At 34.5% G+C, this 17,313-nt stretch carries 18 protein-coding genes; 6 read left to right on the forward strand and 12 right to left on the reverse strand.

Annotation, left to right across the window (positions count from 1 at the left end; all coding sequences use genetic code 11):
• The 12 genes from AMQ68_RS17555 to AMQ68_RS17610 all read right to left on the reverse strand — a co-directional run bounded on the left by AMQ68_RS17555 (nt 1) and on the right by AMQ68_RS17610 (nt 9,386).
• Nucleotides 1–414, reverse strand: coding sequence for a hotdog fold thioesterase (locus tag AMQ68_RS17555; protein WP_054511916.1), 414 nt, complete (start codon nt 412–414; stop codon nt 1–3).
• A 3-nt stretch (nt 415–417) separates the two neighbouring features.
• The gene (locus AMQ68_RS17560) at nt 418–735 is read right to left on the reverse strand and encodes a hypothetical protein (RefSeq protein WP_054511917.1); all 318 of its coding nucleotides are present in this window, start codon (nt 733–735) and stop codon (nt 418–420) included.
• 103 nt (nt 736–838) lie between these two features.
• A complete protein-coding gene (locus AMQ68_RS17565) occupies nt 839–1,969 on the reverse strand; it encodes a 3-hydroxyacyl-CoA dehydrogenase NAD-binding domain-containing protein (protein ID WP_054511918.1) in 1,131 nt (376 codons plus the stop codon).
• A 118-nt stretch (nt 1,970–2,087) separates the two neighbouring features.
• Nucleotides 2,088–2,888: an enoyl-CoA hydratase/isomerase family protein gene (locus tag AMQ68_RS17570; protein ID WP_054511919.1), complete on the reverse strand. Its 801-nt coding sequence runs from the start codon at nt 2,886–2,888 to the stop codon at nt 2,088–2,090.
• An 82-nt stretch (nt 2,889–2,970) separates the two neighbouring features.
• Nucleotides 2,971–3,435, reverse strand: a complete 465-nt coding sequence (gene paaD, locus AMQ68_RS17575; protein WP_054511920.1) for a 1,2-phenylacetyl-CoA epoxidase subunit PaaD — start codon at nt 3,433–3,435, stop codon at nt 2,971–2,973.
• A gap of 80 nt (nt 3,436–3,515) precedes the next feature.
• The gene (gene paaC / locus AMQ68_RS17580; RefSeq protein ID WP_054511921.1) at nt 3,516–4,265 is read right to left on the reverse strand and encodes a 1,2-phenylacetyl-CoA epoxidase subunit PaaC; all 750 of its coding nucleotides are present in this window, start codon (nt 4,263–4,265) and stop codon (nt 3,516–3,518) included.
• 107 nt (nt 4,266–4,372) lie between these two features.
• Nucleotides 4,373–4,654 carry a 1,2-phenylacetyl-CoA epoxidase subunit PaaB gene (gene paaB, locus AMQ68_RS17585; protein ID WP_034679196.1) on the reverse strand — a complete coding sequence of 94 codons (282 nt, stop codon included), beginning with the start codon at nt 4,652–4,654 and terminating at the stop codon, nt 4,373–4,375.
• A gap of 113 nt (nt 4,655–4,767) precedes the next feature.
• Nucleotides 4,768–5,706, reverse strand: coding sequence for a 1,2-phenylacetyl-CoA epoxidase subunit PaaA (paaA, locus tag AMQ68_RS17590; RefSeq protein WP_054512852.1), 939 nt, complete (start codon nt 5,704–5,706; stop codon nt 4,768–4,770).
• Nucleotides 5,707–5,768: 62 nt separating this feature from the next.
• Complete coding sequence (locus tag AMQ68_RS17595) at nt 5,769–6,020, reverse strand: hypothetical protein (RefSeq protein ID WP_054511922.1); 252 nt, start codon at nt 6,018–6,020, stop codon at nt 5,769–5,771.
• A 39-nt stretch (nt 6,021–6,059) separates the two neighbouring features.
• Entirely contained in the window at nt 6,060–7,145 is a 1,086-nt protein-coding gene (locus tag AMQ68_RS17600) for a 2Fe-2S iron-sulfur cluster-binding protein (protein WP_054511923.1), read from the reverse strand.
• Nucleotides 7,142–8,461, reverse strand: a complete 1,320-nt coding sequence (locus tag AMQ68_RS17605; RefSeq protein WP_082384222.1) for a phenylacetate--CoA ligase family protein — start codon at nt 8,459–8,461, stop codon at nt 7,142–7,144. The genes AMQ68_RS17600 and AMQ68_RS17605 overlap by 4 nt, the downstream gene beginning before the upstream one ends.
• Nucleotides 8,462–8,807: 346 nt before the next feature.
• On the reverse strand, nt 8,808–9,386 hold the full coding sequence (locus AMQ68_RS17610) for a TetR/AcrR family transcriptional regulator (protein WP_054511925.1): 579 nt from the start codon (nt 9,384–9,386) through the stop codon (nt 8,808–8,810).
• A 491-nt stretch (nt 9,387–9,877) separates the two neighbouring features.
• Between AMQ68_RS17610 and clpB the strand changes: the two genes are divergently transcribed.
• From clpB to AMQ68_RS17640, 6 genes are all read left to right on the forward strand, one after another.
• A complete protein-coding gene (clpB, locus tag AMQ68_RS17615) occupies nt 9,878–12,472 on the forward strand; it encodes an ATP-dependent chaperone ClpB (RefSeq protein ID WP_054511926.1) in 2,595 nt (864 codons plus the stop codon).
• A 676-nt stretch (nt 12,473–13,148) separates the two neighbouring features.
• Complete coding sequence (locus tag AMQ68_RS17620; protein WP_054511927.1) at nt 13,149–13,709, forward strand: hypothetical protein; 561 nt, start codon at nt 13,149–13,151, stop codon at nt 13,707–13,709.
• A gap of 34 nt (nt 13,710–13,743) precedes the next feature.
• Entirely contained in the window at nt 13,744–14,394 is a 651-nt protein-coding gene (locus AMQ68_RS17625) for a hypothetical protein (RefSeq protein WP_054511928.1), read from the forward strand.
• A gap of 101 nt (nt 14,395–14,495) precedes the next feature.
• Entirely contained in the window at nt 14,496–15,158 is a 663-nt protein-coding gene (locus AMQ68_RS17630; protein WP_241775170.1) for a sensor histidine kinase, read from the forward strand.
• On the forward strand, nt 15,155–15,796 hold the full coding sequence (locus tag AMQ68_RS17635; RefSeq protein WP_054511930.1) for a response regulator transcription factor: 642 nt from the start codon (nt 15,155–15,157) through the stop codon (nt 15,794–15,796). Before AMQ68_RS17630 ends, AMQ68_RS17635 begins: the two co-directional genes overlap by 4 nt.
• 121 nt (nt 15,797–15,917) lie before the next feature.
• Nucleotides 15,918–17,285, forward strand: coding sequence for a phosphatase PAP2 family protein (locus tag AMQ68_RS17640; protein WP_054511931.1), 1,368 nt, complete (start codon nt 15,918–15,920; stop codon nt 17,283–17,285).
• The last annotated feature ends 28 nt before the right edge of the window (nt 17,286–17,313 follow it).

The raw sequence follows: 17,313 nt of genomic DNA on the forward strand, positions 1-17,313 counted from the left end.
TTACAGCTCCGTTACTTTTTTTCCGATCTTGTAAACTGTTCCTACGAATTTCGCAACCAGTTCGTTGTTTTGATTGGTAATTTTAATATCGTAAACAGCTGTTTTTCTGGTATTGTTTTCTAAGATACTTTCTGCTCTGAAAACGTCTCCTTCTTTACCGGCTTTGGTAAAATTGATGATACAGTTTAGAGCAACCGCCGCATCCCCAGAACTGTTGGAAGAAAAAGCCAATGCAGAATCTGCAAAAGCAAACGTTACACCTCCGTGAACTGTTTTCAACCCGTTCAACATTTCTTTTTTGATGAGCATTTCTAGTAAACAATAATTTTCTTTTACTTCGATCATTTTGATATTCATCCATTGGGAAAAATAATCCTGCTCGAACATATAATCTGCAACTTGTCTTGGATCCATTTTTTAATCTATGCTTGTTATTTTTTCGTATAATTCTTCAGCCAACTTTTCATAAATATTCATCGTTTTGCCAAGAATTATCTGCTCATATGAAAGATTTTCTGAGTTTGAAGAATTAGATTCATTTTGATAAGAAGCATCTAAGTCAATACCATTTTCAAGAGCCAACCGTTTAATCAGCTCTTTGTATTTATCATTAAATCTGCCCAATAACTCAAACTTTTCCTGATCATCATCAATCATAGAAAACTCCTGAACGATATATTCTTTTTCAATGAAAAGCCTTGTTTCTAATTCGGCTCTGAAGCCATCTATATCCATCTTTCTAATCTAATAAATTTAACAATGTAACAGTTTACCAATAAGATGCTTCGACAAGCTCAGCATGACAGCACAATTGCTACATTGTTAGATTGGTATATTATTATATTTTACGAAGTAACGGACTTTGTCTGTATCTCTCTTCCTGATATTCTTCGTATAGATTTTGTAAGGTTTCAGAAATTTTAGAATAACCAATTTCTTTTCCCCAAGCCAATAATCCTTTTGGATAGTTTACCCCTTTCTGCATTGCCAGTTCGATATCTTCATCGTTGGCAACACCTAATCTTTTGGCTTCAACTGCTTCGTTAATCAACATTGAAATAATTCTTAAAAAGATTTGCTGATACAATGCATCATCTTTTTGAGCAACGGGCTTTTCTGCTCCTTCTGAATAATCGTAGAAGCCTTTTCCTGTTTTTCTGCCGTGAAGTTTCGCTTCAGACATTCTTTGTTGCAGTAAAGAAGGTTTATATTTCGGGTCGTAGAAATACTCTTTGTAAACCGTTGTGGTTACTGAGAAATTTACATCTACCCCAATAAGATCCATTAATTCAAAAGGACCCATTTTGAAGTTTCCGATTGTTTTCATTGCTTCATCAACCTGTTCTACAGTAGCAATATTTTCTTCAACAATTCTCAATCCTTCCCCATAGTAAGGACGGGCAATTCTGTTGACGATAAAACCGGGAATATCTTTAGCAATAACAGGCGTCTTCCCCCAATCTTTCATGAGGTTGTAGATTTTTTCTGCTAATGATTTTTCTGTAAGTAAAGATGGGATAACCTCAACTAAAGGCATCAAAGGAGCCGGATTAAAGAAATGAATTCCGATGAAACGTTCCGGTTTTTGTAGTTCCGCACCAAGAGAGGTAATGGAAATAGATGATGTATTGGAACCGATGATACACTCGTCAGAAACATAGGTCTCCAATTCTGTGAATACTTTGGTTTTGATTTCTTTGTTTTCGATAATCGCTTCGATCACTAAATCAGAATCTTTTAGATCCTTTAAAGTTTCACCTTTAACGATATTATTTTTTATTTCTGTGGCTTTTTCCTGAGAGATTTTAGCTTTTTCAACTAGTTTTTGAAGTGTTTTCTCTAAGCCAGAAAGTGCTTTATCAATTTGCGGAGTATTTGCATCGAATAAAACAACTTTGCAACCCGCTGTTGCAGCCACCTGAGCAATTCCTACGCCCATGGTTCCTGCACCAATAATTCCTACATTCATAATTTTAAAATAATGTAACAATGTATCAGTTTATCAATGTAACAATTTTGTAAAATTGAACTTTGCCGAAGCATTTTATTGGTAAACTGTTACATTGATAAATTGTTATATTAATTTTTTACTTTCCTTTATAATTAGGCTTTCTTTTTTCTAAAAAGGCACTTACTCCTTCTTTGAAATCCTCTGTTTCAGCGGCTTCCTGCTGTAAATCACCTTCTAATTCCAATTGCTCTTTCAATGTATTGGTATATGAGTGAGCAAATGCTTTTTTGGTTAATTTAATAGCTGCAGTTGGCATGTTTGACATTTTCTCAAGAATTTCCATTGATTTTGGAGCGAATTCTTCTTCACTGAAAACCTCAGCTACCAATCCATAAGATTTAGCTTCGTCAGCATATAATCTCTTGCCTGTAAACGCCAAATAGTTAGCCAATTGTCTTCCCAATAATTTTGGTAAGAAATACGTTCCACCTGTATCAGGAATTAAACCAATATTTGAAAATGCCTGAGCAAAATATGATTTATCAACCGCCAATACAAAATCACAGATTAGTGCCAACATAGCACCAGCACCTACCGCAGGACCGTTTACCAATGCTACAACAGGCTTTCTGCAACGTGTAATTTCTGTAACCAAAGGGTTGTAATAATCTACCACAATTTTTCTGATGATATCATGATCATGGTGTTCGCTACCTTGTACGAAAGCATCATCTAAGTTTTGGCCGGAACAAAAAGCTCTTCCTCTCCCTGAAATTGCGACACATCTTACGGTATCATCATCGCTGCATTCTTTAATAAAATCTTTTAGATCTGCTAAAGATGGTTTTGTAAGGGCGTTTAAAGATTCTGGTTGATTGAGATAAGCAATTTTAAGTTTTCCGTCAAAATGCGTTTCAATATCAAGTTGTGTATACATGGTTTTAAATTTAATGATTAAAGAATTAAAAAATTACACTGCTCTAATTTAACAATATTAAATAACGTAGCAATGTATCATTTTAATGACATTTAAAATAGTCAAAAGGCTCTAAACAGTCTAAACACTGATACGAAGCCTTGCATAATGTAGACCCAAATCTGCTGATTTGTTTTGAATGCATAGAACCACAACGCGGACATTTTTTCGGTTTCCCGATATGATGTTCGTCGGCTCCTTTTTCGGGAGGTGAGATTCCGTACACCCGAAGTTTTTCTCTCGCTTCATCTGTCAACCAATCTGTTGTCCAAATCGGAAACATTTTGGTGACTACTTTCGCATCCCAACCGTTTTCTTTCATGATCTTCATGATGTCTTCCTCGATGGTAAACATAGCGGGACAGGCAGAATAAGTGGGCGTAATTGTTACTTCACAAGAATTCTCGCTCGTAATTTTCGCTTCTCTTACAATACCTAATTCCACGATATTGATTACCGGAATTTCCGGATCGGGAACGAGTTCTAATATTTCTAAAGGATTTTTCAATTTCAAATCTAACAGTTTAACAATGTATCAATGTAACAATCATTGCTAGACTGTTAGATTGATATATTGGTACATTTTTATTACCAAGTACATCCCGGATATGCTCTCTGCATATACTGCAATTCACAAAGCATAAATCCAAAGTATTCTGTATGATATCCCGTTCTGGATTTTGGCTGCATGAAAGGATTTGCCGGATATTCTAAACCGAAATCTGCAAAATCTTTTTGGGTAATTGCAAGGAAATCTTCATAAAGAGCATCAACATTTGGAGCGATATTTAAAGCAATTAAATCATCTTCTCCTTCCACTTTTGCGAATAGACCTTTTGTATATTCCCAAATATTTTCAAGAGATTTCACCAAACGAGCTTTACTTTCTTCTGTTCCCTGAGCGAAAATTTTCATCCAAGATGCAGCGTGCGTATAGTGGTATCTAACTTCTTTTAATGATTTTTGAGCAAGAGCAGAAAGTTCTTCATCCGCAGAATTTGACAATGCTTCGTACATCAATTTCTGATATACAGAAAAAACATATACTTTAAGAATGGTCTGCGCGTAATCTTCATTCGGAAGTTCAACCCAATGTGCGTTTACATATTCGTGCTCGTATCTTAAAAATGCCAAATCATCTTCACTTTTACCGTTATCGGCAACTCTTGAAGCGTAAACATAAAAGTTGTTTGCTTGTCCAAGTTCGTCTAATGCAATATTTGTTAATGCAATATCCTCCTCTAAGTAAGGACCTTCACCACACCATGCAGACAATCTTTGTCCCATGATGAAGCTATCATCAGCAAACTTTAATAAATAATTATATAATGGGTTCATTGTTTAATAGATTTAAAGTAAAGACAAATAGATGATAGATGGATAGAAAATAGACAGGTATTCCTTAAAGTCTATTATCTATCAGTCCATTATCTCCAAGTCTTATTTTACATATTTTTTACATCATTAGGAATATCGTAGAACGTCGGGTGACGGTACAACTTATCATCAGCCGGATCAAAGAAAGCTTCTTTATCAATTCCTTCTGAAGTCACAATATATTTACTTGGAACAACCCAAACGGAAGTTCCTTCTTTTCTTCTTGTATAAACGTCTCTTGCGTTCTGCAAAGCCATTTCTGCTGTTGGCGCCTGTACTATTCCAACGTGTTTGTGAGATAATCCCGGTTTAGTCTGAATAAACACTTCCCACATATCTAAATTTGCCATAAATAAAATTAAATTTAACAATGTATCAATGTACCAGTTTACCAATGAGATGCTTCGACAAGCTCAGCATGACAATGATTGTTACATTTTTACATTGGTATATTGTTACATTATTATATTACTTCTTTTTGTTGTTTCTCTGCAAAAGCAATCGCTGCTTCTTTTACCCAAAGGTTTTCCTGCTGCGCTTTTACTTTTGTTTGTAATCTTTTTTTGTTACAAGGTCCGTTACCTTTTAAGATCTCCATGAATTCATCCCAAGGAAGTTCTCCGAAATCGTAATGTTGTCTTTCCTCATTCCATTTAAGATCTTTATCCGGCATGGTTAATCCTAAGAATTCAGCCTGAGAAACCGTAACGTCAATAAATCTCTGACGAAGGCTATCGTTACTTTCTCTTTTTACTCTGTAATTCATAGAAATTTTAGAGTTGGGTGAGCTGTCATCATTCGGTCCAAACATCATTAGAGCTGGCCACCAGAAACGATTTAACGAAGCCTGAGCCATTTCTTTCTGCTGTTTTGTACCACGACAAAGTGCCATTAAAATCTCGTAACCCTGTCTTTGGTGGAAAGATTCTTCTTTACAAATTTTCACCATTGCTCTTGAATAAGGACCGTAAGAATTCCCCATCAACATTACCTGATTCATAATCGCTGCTCCGTCAACTAACCAACCGATGGCACCAATATCTGCCCAGCTTAATGTTGGATAGTTAAAAATACTTGAGTATTTCGCTTTTCCTTCCAACATATCGTCATAGGTAGCATCTCTATCTGCTCTGATGGTTCCGTTTCCTAGTGTTTCGGTTGCAGAATATAAATATAAACCGTGACCTGCTTCATCCTGAACTTTAGCCAATAAAGCCATTTTTCGTCTCAATGAAGGCGCTCTTGAAACCCAGTTAGCTTCCGGCAACATTCCAACAATCTCAGAATGGGCGTGCTGTGAAATCTGACGAACCAATAGTTTCCTGTAATCATCGGGCATTACATCTTTTGGTTCTACTTTATTTTCGTCGTGTACGTATTGTACAAATTTTTCAATATCTATTTCCATTGTTTCAATTTTTGATTGTTATTAATCTAAAATTTATTTACCAAGTTTTAATATAATTATTCGATAACCTTTTTCTTTAATGGGACAAAATTTTTATTAATTGTCAACACCAAAATATAAACTGCATTAATGGCCAAAATCCATATTGCAACATTGTAATTAATCCAAACTGTCTTTTGAATTAAATCTACATTTTTAAGTCCATTAATGTAATTTAAATTACCTTCAAGTCCGAATGAAAACCAAATATCAAGTATTAAAATTAATACTGTAAAAAATGAGAAAATATATTTTGAAAAAGTTTTCATTGAATTCTTATAATATCAATTGGTGAAAAATTACATTAATTATACATCATAATTAAGCATCACCACATTCGTTGTCGGGTGACATTGGCAAGTCAGAACAAAACCTCTGGCTACTTCGTCTTCGGTAAGCGCGAAATTTTTCTCCATGAAAACTTCTCCTTCCAATACTTGCGCTTTACACGTACAACAAACTCCACCTTTACAAGCGAAAGGCACAGGAAGATTGTCTTTCAATGCTTTATCTAAGATACTCTCTTTTTTAGAATTAAGGTGAAACGAATATTCATCATCATCAATAATGACCGTTACCATACTTTCTAAATTCGCAATAGCCTTAAACTCATCACTCATTTCCTCGGAATTTTCTTCGTCTGGAGCAGTGAAATATTCAAATAAAACCTGAATAGCAGGCACTTTTTTATCTTTCTTTAAATAATCTGCGATACCTTTAATCATTTCTGAAGGTCCGCAAATGAAGAATGTAGATTCTTTAACATCAATATCTACATATCTTTCAAACAACTGATCTAGTTTTTCAGGAGAAATTCTTCCTTCAAAAATCGGATCTTCATGTTGCTCACGGCTTACTAAATAAACAACTTTCAATCTTCCATTAAAAGTTTCAACCAATTTATCAATCTCAGCCTTTTTCATCACATGATTCATGCTTCTGTTGCTGTAAAATAAATAGGCATTAGAATTCGGTTCCTGATAAAGACTTTCTTTAATGTTTGATAACACCGGAGAAATTCCGCTTCCTGCTGCTAAACCAACGTATGTTTTTACGTTTGTCGGGTGATAAGCAGTATTAAAACCACCCATTGGAGGCATTACTTCAAGAACTTCATCCATGTGAAGATGCTCGTTGAAATACCCAGAAACTTTTCCGTTTTCCAGCAATTTCACCAATACTTCCAACGTGTTGCTTTTTTCACTCGGAGCATTACAGATAGAATAAGAACGTCTTTCTTCGTTTCCGTTGATCATCATTCGGAAGTTAAGATACTGCCCTTGTTTGAATCTGAATTTATCTTTCAATTCATCAGGAATTTCAACGGCTACATTTACAGCATCGTTGGTATCTTTCTGAACCCTTACCGTTTTTAATTTATAAAATGAATTCATTTTGTTTTTAGTATTCTATTAATTTTTCCACCTTCGCACTTAGGCAAACTATCCTGAGCATGAACCTTCACTTTCGTGGTGATTCCTACTCGTTTTTTTATTTCGTTTTCTATACTTTTTCCAAAGTTTCCGACAAAAATAGCATAATCATCGGTATTTATTTCAATTTGTTGCGCTTTCACAAATTCATCATCAATTTCCAAATCAATATCCAATGCTACACACATTTGTTCTTTCTCAATGGGTGTTAAATAATAATTGGGAACGACTCCTTTTACATGAGAAAAAGCTTCTTCAACCTGACTCGGGTAAACATTTACTCCTCTTACGATCAGCATATCATCGGCTCTACCAAGAATAGGTTTCATTTTAACCATTGTTCTTTTTGAGTTTTCCTCATAATAAAGACTTGTGATATCATTCGTCCAATACCGTAAAAGCGGCATTGCTTTTTTCGTCAATGTGGTAATTACCAAAACTCCTTCTTCCCCGAAAGGAACGGGCTTTTTGGTAATCGGGTCTAAAATTTCAGGATAAAAGTGATCTTCCCAAATATAAGAACCTCCTTTTTCCTCAAAATCCTCCATTGAAACTCCGGGACCGATAATTTCACTCAACCCATAAATATTGGTTGCATGAACACCCAGCCTTTCTTCAATATGATGTCTGATAATTTCCGTCCAAGGTTCAGAACCTAAAACGGCATATTTTAAACTGATTTCGTCCGCCGAGATTCCTCTTTTAGCAAATTCATCAGCAATTGTTAATGCATAAGAAGGCGAACAACAAATCACTTCAGGTTTAAAATCCATGATTAAATCTACCTGTCTCGTGGTCATTCCTCCAGAAATTGGAAGAACGCTCATTCCTAGTTTTTCAGCTCCGTAATGAAGGCCAAGTCCGCCAGTGAAAATTCCGTAGCCATAAGCATTATGTAACTGCATTCCCGGTTTTGCTCCGGCTGCATTCAAAGATCTCGCCACCACTTCGCTGAATAAATCAACATCTTCTTTTGTATATCCTACTACCGTTGGTTTTCCTGTTGTTCCGCTTGAGCAGTGAATTCTTTGCAATTCATTTTTGGGAACGGTAAATAATCCAAACGGATAATGATCTCTTAAATCTTGTTTGTAGGTAATCGGTAATTTTGAAACATCTTCAATTGTCCTTATTTCCTGTGGCGATATTCCTAATTCATCAAATTTCCTTTTATAAAAATCCGACTTCTCCTCAAGATAGCCCACCAAATCTACCAGTCTTTCCGACTGTAGCTGTCTCAATTGGCCGAGCTCTAAGTATTCAACTGAAAAATCCACATCCATAACTAACTAACATTTGTTAGGTGTAAATTTAAAAAGAATTTGGGAGCTGACAAAATTTTTATGACTTTCGTCATATTTTGAATGATTCTAAATAATTTTGAAAACTAGATGAAGACAAATTTTAGCATCAAGTTTGTCATTCTGAATGAAGCAAAGCGGAGTGAAGAATCTATGTTTTAACTTGATGGCTTATAGATTTCTCCTTTCGTCGAAATGAAAAAAGTTCTGCTCGTCATTCTGAATGAAACGAATTGAAACGTGGAACCTAAGTATTGTTATACAATAACGGTTAAGATTCCTACTGAATGACAAAGATTTTGGTTAAACTTTTATGTAAAAATTACTTTTTATGATTTCCTAAAAGACCAAAAAGTATTTTATCTCGGATTTCTTCGGTAATTTCAGTGGTAGAGTCTATATCTCTTTTAAACCAAAAATAAGAAGTATTTAAGGTATGAAGAATAAATCGTGTGGTAAAATTAGGAGATTTGAGCTCCCATTTTTTGGCTTTATAGATGTCAGAAATTAATTGTTCAACTTCTTGTTGATAATTCTTTCTTAATTCTATGAACTCAGGAAGCCTCTCTTCCAAATGCTTCCATTCATTAGAATAAATATGAGTAACATCACGGTTTTCTAGTACCACCGATAGATGTTTATCAATAAATAAATTCAATTTCTCTTTTGGAGGCATCTTTGTACTTTTTACCACTTGAAGTTCATCAAAGAATTCTTGAGCGATACCAAAACAGATCCATTCCAGAATTTCTTCTTTAGAACGAATGTGGCCATATAAAGAAGCCGCCTTAATATTAAGCTTAGTCGCTAAGTCTCTCACAGAGCTGCCCATATACCCTTTCTCTTTGAAAAGTTCTACGGCAACGTCTAATATTTTTCTTTGTTTTTCTTTTAACTCCATCTGGTAAACGCAAAAGTAATTATTTTGATTTTAATATGTTGATTTTCATGTTATGATTTTTGACGCTAGGCTCGCAAATATTTGTCATTAGCTACGCCCAATCTTCGATTTCTGACGAAGGAAAAATCTCAACTTTATTTTAAAAGATTCTTCATTTCACTTTATTTAGTTCAAAATAATAGCTTTCCCTTATACTTATTTTACCATTTACAGTTTTTGATTTCAGCTCAATATGACGATTTTTCCATCAATTGATTCCAAATTATTGCGAATCGGAAATTTTGTCTTTCTGTTTCAACCTCAAAAATACACAATTCGGAAATTTTGTCCTAAATATTTAAAAATTCAATAATAGAATGCTTTTTGCGATAAGTTAATCGAATTAAATGATAAATAATTGATAACATTAAGAAACTGAGCCTTAAAATTTAGTTTCTTGATGTTTTTAGAAAAATTAATCCGAACTTAACCATTACAAAAAATATAAAAATATGAACTTAAATCAATATACAGTAAAATCACAAGAAGCCATCCAGGCAGCGCAACAAGTTGCTATGGAGTTTGGCAATCAAAGCATAGAACCTCAACATCTTTTGGAAGGGATTTTCCAGACAGATGAAAATATTTCGCCTTTCTTATTAAAAAAATCTGAAGCAGATGCCAATTTGGTAAGAGAGCGCAACCGTGAGAATTTAGAAAAGCTTCCTAAAGTTGAAGGAGGAAACATTTATCTTTCACAATCTGCCAATAAAGTTTTATTGGACGCACCCAACATCGCCAAAAAAATGGACGATGAATATGTAACGATCGAACATTTATGGTTATCTCTTTTAGAAACCAGTTCAGAAGTTTCTAAAATGTTGAAAGATATGGGAGTGACCAAAAGTCTTTTGGAAGGTGCCATCAAAGAATTAAGAAAAGGAAGCAAGGCTACTTCTGCAAGTTCAGAAGAAACGTATCAATCCTTAAATAAATACGCTAAAAACTTCAACGAACTCGCAGCAGAAGGAAAGCTGGATCCTGTGATTGGTCGTGATGAAGAAATCAGGAGAGTATTGCAGATTTTATCTAGAAGAACAAAAAACAACCCGATCCTAATTGGTGAACCGGGTGTGGGTAAAACGGCTATTGCTGAAGGAATTGCTCACCGTATTATTTCAGGTGATATTCCTGAAAACCTACAAGATAAAACCTTGTATTCATTGGATATGGGAGCCTTAATTGCCGGTGCAAAATACAAAGGTGAATTTGAAGAGCGTTTGAAATCTGTGGTCAATGAAGTGATCAAATCAGACGGACAAATTATTCTTTTCATCGATGAGATCCACACCTTAGTTGGAGCCGGAGGTGGTGAAGGTGCGATGGATGCTGCTAATATTCTGAAACCTGCTTTAGCAAGAGGAGAATTAAGAGCGATTGGTGCTACCACTTTAAATGAATATCAAAAATATTTTGAAAAAGATAAAGCGCTAGAAAGACGTTTCCAAAAAGTAATGGTGGAAGAACCAGATACTGAATCGGCAATTTCTATTCTTCGTGGTATCAAAGATAAATATGAAGCTCACCACAAAGTAAGAATCAAAGACGAAGCAATTATTGCAGCAGTAGAAATGTCTCAACGATATATTACAGACCGATTCTTACCGGATAAAGCGATTGACCTTATCGACGAAGCTTCTGCTAAATTGAGAATGGAGATCAATTCAAAACCTGAAGAGCTGGATGTTTTAGACCGAAAATTGATGCAGATGGAAATTGAATTGGCTGCTATTTCAAGAGAAGGGCATCAAACCAAAATTGACCATTTAAAAGAAGATATTTCAAAAATTTCTGAACAAAGAAATGAAATCAATGCTAAATGGCTAAAAGAAAAACAAAAATCTGAGGATCTAACCCAGATCAAAAAAGATATTGAATCTCTGAAACATGAAGCAGAAAGAGCCTCTAGAGCAGGTGACTACGCAAAAGTTGCTGAGATCCAATATGGAAAAATAAAAGAAAAAGAAGATGCTTTGCAGAAACTTGAATTGGAAATGCAAAACCATCAGAACGAATTAATTAAAGAAGAAGTAACCGCAGATAACATCTCTGAAGTGATTGGAAAATGGACAGGAATTCCTGTAACCAAATTAATTCAGTCTGAAAGAGAAAAATTACTTCATCTTGAAACCGAACTTCATCACAGAGTTGTAGGACAAGAGGAAGCCATTGGAGCTGTTGCAGATGCGATCAGAAGAAACAGAGCGGGACTAAGTGATGATAAGAAACCCATTGGTTCATTCTTATTCTTAGGAACAACCGGTGTTGGTAAAACTGAGCTGGCAAAAGCGTTGGCAGAGTTCTTATTCGACGATGAAAACAATATGACAAGAATTGATATGAGTGAATATCAGGAAAGACACAGCGTGTCTAGGCTTGTTGGTGCTCCTCCGGGATATGTGGGATATGATGAAGGTGGACAGTTGACGGAAGCCGTGAGAAGAAGACCTTATTCTGTGGTGCTCTTAGATGAGATTGAAAAAGCGCATCCAGATGTTTTCAACACGTTGTTACAAGTTTTGGATGACGGTCGTTTGACGGATAACAAAGGTAGAGTTGTGAATTTTAAAAACTCGATTATCATTATGACTTCGAATTTAGGTTCACATCTGATTCAGGAAAATTTTGAAAATATTACAGAAGAGAATCAAGATGATATTGTGGATAAAACCAAAATTGAAGTTTTTGATCTGTTGAAACAAACTTTACGTCCGGAATTCTTAAACAGAATTGATGAGGTGGTGCTATTCCAACCTTTAAGAAAAAAAGAAATTGGAAAAATCGTTCAGTATCAATTGAGAGGATACAATGAAATGTTAGCAAAACGAAACATTATCATGACTGCTACTCAAGACGCTGTAGATTATCTAATGAACAAAGGCTATGACCCTGCATTCGGTGCAAGACCATTGAAGAGACTTATTCAACAAGAAGTTCTTAATAAGTTATCAAGAGAAATTCTTGCAGGAACCGTGAATGACGGAGATGTAATCACCTTAGATTATTTCGAAGAAACAGGTTTGGTATTTAGACCTGTAGAAAAATAAGTAGTTTTTTTCATATATATTATTTTTGTAATATCAACAAGAAGTTCTTAATAAGTTATCAAGAGAAATTCTTGCAGGAACCGTGAATGACGGAGATGTAATCACCTTAGATTATTTCGAAGAAACAGGTTTGGTATTTAGACCTGTAGAAAAATAAGTAGTTTTTTTCATATATATTATTTTTGTAATAAGTGCTGTAGACCCAATCTACAGCACTTATCTTTTTTACATTAATAAAAAAATAATTAAGCATCATAATAGTAAACAGTTACTTATATTTACGTACCAAACATTTTATTAATTAAAACAAGTATTATTATGAAAAAATTAAAAAGAAATGATTTAAGTAAAATCATGGGATCCATTGAGTACCCTCCTAAATGTGCAATTGATTGGTCATGCCCACCAGGTCTTTGCTGTACAGCAGATTACACATGCAGAGATTTCAGGAAATACGCATGTATTTAACACAAAGTCTCCCTAATAAAATCAAGCGATGGAAAAATTCCATCGCTTTTTTATTTTCCATGAATACAACCAAATACATAAAAATTTTAATCAAAAATCGCAATCCGTGAAAACACTGAAAATAAACAGGAAAAATACCTGCTTTATAATCTAAAAAAAATACGAAATTTGCGTTACTAACTATTACTATACTATAAAAGCTAACATTATGGAAACAACACCTGATTTTAATGAGGAGGCTGGGAAGCGTGCTCCAGGCCCAAACACGATGTCTTCAGATTTCGTTCAAAAATTAGTAGATAATTACCGAAACAACCAACTCGGTGTCATCAATACTAAAATGGAAATGGAAGATGCACATTCTATCTGTTTTGATTTGGCAACGTTGAAAAAATTTATTTCTGACATTGAAAATGAAGTTCAAAAAGTAGATGCTACGATTACTACAAATCATTTAGGTGTTAGATTTTATTACGCTGCCTATCCGGAAATTAAAAATTGGGATATGATGGAAAATACAGCTATTGAAAAAAACTATGCAGGAAAACATACCTTAGTAATGATTCCTACTTTAAAAAGACCAAACCCAGAAGGAGAAACACTAAACTATGACTTCAATCCTTTAGACGCCGCTACTTACACCGAAAATAGCGGTATTGAAGAAAAAGAAAATATAATGGCATTGGCTAAAAAACCAGCAGGCCTTGTTTTTTCTCAGAACCATGGAGACCTTAATCCACCAGGAAGTAAAATGGGAGAGTCATTTTAGAATTTAAATAAATATATTTACAGGAGCAAATACAATGAGTGAATTTCAAAAAGTACTACAGGACTCTTTACATTGGACGGAAGGAATTGCCGCTTTTATCTCTATACTGTACTATAGACGGGCCAAAGACAATTACTGGAAGTACTTTTCATTCTATCTTGTACTTATATTCTTCTGTGAGTTATTTGGAAAATGGGGAGGTGAAATTATAAAATATGACAAGCAAATGTTTTATAATTATTTTGTAATTCCTATGGAATTTTTATTTTTCTATTGGCTTTATGCTGCAAAATCATTAAAAAAGCCTAAATTATTTTATATAATGTCCTCCTTATATCTGCTCTCCTTTATTCCGAACGAATTTTTTTCACCATCAACAAAAATAATTTTTTCATTTAATTACACGTTAGGCTGCCTAATGCTTATGGTTCTTGTGATTATGGAGTATTATAGACAAGTAAATTCTTCAGATATACTCAATTTTAATAAAAATAAAATGTTTTACATTAATTTGGGAGTTACTTTATTTTATATTGGAACCCTTCCTTTTTGGACTTTTTTCAGCCTGATAAATAAGTACAATGAAGACCTCTGGAATCTTTATTTTAACTATTTTCTATTTTCAGGAATTATTATGTATATTCTATTTTCAGTTTCATTTATATGGGGAAAACAGAGCTCTTAATAACAATCATTTTATTCAACATATTCTTTGTGCTGTTTGTCGTTGCCGTGATGATTTACATCCGAAAATACAAACAGCGCAAAAAAGAATATATCAATGAAATGGAAATAAAAAATGAAATTCATCAGAAAGAACTTTTAGCCACCCAATTGGAAATCCAACATGCTACGATGCAGCAAATCGGTCGTGAACTTCATGATAATATTGGCCAAAAATTAACATTGGTAAGTCTTTATACCCAACAACTTTTGTATGAAAACAGGGTTCCCGAAGTAAGCGAAAGAATCGATCAAATTTCACAGATTATCAACCAGTCTTTACAAGATTTAAGAAGCTTATCTAAAACCTTAACGGATGACAATATCAGTCAGAAAGAAATTGTAACTTTAATTCAGGAAGAAGTTGATAATACCAACTCTTTTAAAAAGTGCATGGTGACCTTTCAGCATAATTTTGAAAACCTAGATTTAGATTTCGTTCAGAAAAATATGCTTTTAAGAATCACACAGGAATTCATACAAAACAGTATAAAACATTCCCGCTGTAAAAACATTTTTATTGATTTGAATATATCTGATGACTATTTTTGGGAATTGAAAATCACGGATAATGGTGTAGGATTTGATCGCTCCAGAATCACTTCAAACGGAATAGGATTAACAAATATGAAAAATAGAGCCGAGATCATTGGGGCAGATTTCAGCCTTGAAAGTAAAAAAAATATCGGAACTACCCTTATTATTATTTTAAAAAAGAAAGCATGAAAAAAACTATAGTTATTGTTGATGACCATTTGCTTATCGCAAAAGCTTTAGAAGGAATTATAGGTAACTTTAAAGATTTTGAAGTTATTTATGTCGCCGAAAACGGAAAAGATCTGATTCAAAAATTTGAAGATAACAACACCATTCCGGATATCATTCTTTTAGACATCAGTATGCCCATCATGGATGGTTTCGAAACTGTACTTTGGTTGAAACAAAATCAGCCAGACATCAAAGTAATGGCACTAAGCATGCAAGGCGACGATAAAAGCGTGATCAAAATGATTAAAAACGGAGCCAAAGGATACTTACTGAAAAATACCCATCCAAAAGATCTTGAAGAAGCTTTAATTAAGCTAAACTCTGACGGATTTTTCTATCCTGAATGGGCTTCAAAGATCATTTTCGCCAACATGAATAATGATAAAAATGAATTTGGCGTAAGAATTTCAGATCGTGAAAAAGAATTTTTACGATATACCGTTACCGAATTGAGCTATAAAGAAATTGCAGACAGAATGTGCTGTAGCCCAAGAACAGTAGAAAGCTACAGAGATCAACTCTGTGAAAAATTAGACTTAAAAACCAGAGTTGGCTTGGCTGTCTTTGCCATTAAAAATGGTTTTGCAGAATCATAGAAAACACACTTCTATATAAATATTTAAATAAAAATCCTTCCTCAGTTATTTGAGAAAGGATTTTTTATATTTTTGCAGCTGTTTAACATTATAATTTAAACAGTTACAAAAAACAACATTGATGAAAAAAATAGCATTCGCATTCTGCATTCTGCTGCAACCGTGTTTTTATAAAGCGCAAGACAGTATTCAGGCAGAAATCAACCCAAAATATAAGGCCTTAGCAGGAGATATTGATGTAAAAACACCTTTCTTCAAAAAGGAATGGGTGAAAAAATCTATTGCGCCTACTCTGCTTTTTACGGCTGCAGCCGCAACCTGGGGAGAAAGAGAGAACATTAAAGAGACCCGAAATCGTTACCTCCCGACTTTTAAAGCAAGATATGATGATTATTTACAATACGCGCCTGCCGCTACCGTATACGGATTAAATCTGGCGGGAGTAAAGGGAAGGAATAACTTAGGACGTGCGACACTCTCTTATGCAGCAAGCATTGTCATCATGGGAATTATAGTTAATGGGGTAAAATATACCGCCAAGGTAGAACGCCCCGATGATTCCAACAATAAATCTTTTCCGTCCGGGCATACCGCAATGGCATTTACCAACGCTAGCTTTTTACACAAAGAATATGGTGTCGTAAACCCGGCTTATAGCATCGCCGGATACAGTGCGGCAACTCTTACCGGTTTGGGAAGAAATTTAAATAACAAACATTGGATCTCTGACGTTTTAGCAGGCGCAGGAATAGGGATTATCTCTACTGAATTAGGCTACTTTTTCATCGATAAAATTTATAAAAACAAAGGAGATAATTTAGGAATACTTTCTAAAATTGAGGGCAATGAGAATCCGTCTTTTCTTTCTATAAAAGTAGGTTCTGCATTGGGAACCTCTAACTTTCTTAAAGAATCAGAATTAGATACCAGAAAACAAAGAGGTTTTGAAGCCGGATTAGAAGGTGCCTATTTTTTCTCAAAGAAATGGGGTGTGGGAAGTGAAATGACTTTCAGCAGTTTTCCTATAAAACCTCAGCAGTTTAGTGACGACTTTGGAAATTTTGATGTGACTACGCAATCATTAGGCTTTCTAAATTTTGGGATAGGCCCTTACTTTTCCCATGAATTTTCAGATAAATGGCAATTGATGCTAAAAGCTACTGGTGGATATTTTCTATCGGCCAGTGGAAAGGTATTTATAAAAGACCCAAGCATTGACCTTCCCAATAATCAACTTGAAATTGCCAATTATAAACCCACTAATAACTTCCGATGGAGCAGCGGCGCCTCTATCACGTATAAATTAAATCACGAATTGGGTATCACCGCCTATGCAGATTATAATCAGGCAAAAACCAATATCAGATATCGTTTTAAAGAAGTCTCTGAAAATGATAGTGGAATCATTAATGAAAGTTTCAGCCAAGAGAATTTTAACGAGAGAATAAAATATTTTTCGTTAGGTCTTAAGCTAACCGCATATTTCTAGCTATAAGGAAATCAAATAGATAAAACTA

Origin of the sequence: Chryseobacterium sp. ERMR1:04, from assembly GCF_001297705.1 — a bacterium.
In the GTDB taxonomy this organism is placed as follows: Bacteria; Bacteroidota; Bacteroidia; order Flavobacteriales; family Weeksellaceae; genus Chryseobacterium.

Bases quoted from the DNA above. Each gene is read 5' to 3' on its own strand.
- AMQ68_RS17555 (WP_054511916.1), bottom strand. From the start codon at position 414: ATGGATCCAAGACAAGTTGCAGATTATATGTTCGAGCAGGATTATTTT.
- AMQ68_RS17560 (WP_054511917.1), bottom strand. From the start codon at position 735: ATGGATATAGATGGCTTCAGAGCCGAATTAGAAACAAGGCTTTTCATT.
- AMQ68_RS17565 (WP_054511918.1), bottom strand. From the start codon at position 1,969: ATGAATGTAGGAATTATTGGTGCAGGAACCATGGGCGTAGGAATTGCT.
- AMQ68_RS17570 (WP_054511919.1), bottom strand. From the start codon at position 2,888: ATGTATACACAACTTGATATTGAAACGCATTTTGACGGAAAACTTAAA.
- paaC (WP_054511921.1), bottom strand. From the start codon at position 4,265: ATGAACCCATTATATAATTATTTATTAAAGTTTGCTGATGATAGCTTC.
- paaB (WP_034679196.1), bottom strand. From the start codon at position 4,654: ATGGCAAATTTAGATATGTGGGAAGTGTTTATTCAGACTAAACCGGGA.
- AMQ68_RS17595 (WP_054511922.1), bottom strand. From the start codon at position 6,020: ATGAAAACTTTTTCAAAATATATTTTCTCATTTTTTACAGTATTAATT.
- AMQ68_RS17600 (WP_054511923.1), bottom strand. From the start codon at position 7,145: ATGAATTCATTTTATAAATTAAAAACGGTAAGGGTTCAGAAAGATACC.
- AMQ68_RS17610 (WP_054511925.1), bottom strand. From the start codon at position 9,386: ATGGAGTTAAAAGAAAAACAAAGAAAAATATTAGACGTTGCCGTAGAA.
- clpB (WP_054511926.1), top strand. From the start codon at position 9,878: ATGAACTTAAATCAATATACAGTAAAATCACAAGAAGCCATCCAGGCA.
- AMQ68_RS17620 (WP_054511927.1), top strand. From the start codon at position 13,149: ATGGAAACAACACCTGATTTTAATGAGGAGGCTGGGAAGCGTGCTCCA.
- AMQ68_RS17625 (WP_054511928.1), top strand. From the start codon at position 13,744: ATGAGTGAATTTCAAAAAGTACTACAGGACTCTTTACATTGGACGGAA.
- AMQ68_RS17630 (WP_241775170.1), top strand. From the start codon at position 14,496: ATGGAAATAAAAAATGAAATTCATCAGAAAGAACTTTTAGCCACCCAA.
- AMQ68_RS17635 (WP_054511930.1), top strand. From the start codon at position 15,155: ATGAAAAAAACTATAGTTATTGTTGATGACCATTTGCTTATCGCAAAA.
- AMQ68_RS17640 (WP_054511931.1), top strand. From the start codon at position 15,918: ATGAAAAAAATAGCATTCGCATTCTGCATTCTGCTGCAACCGTGTTTT.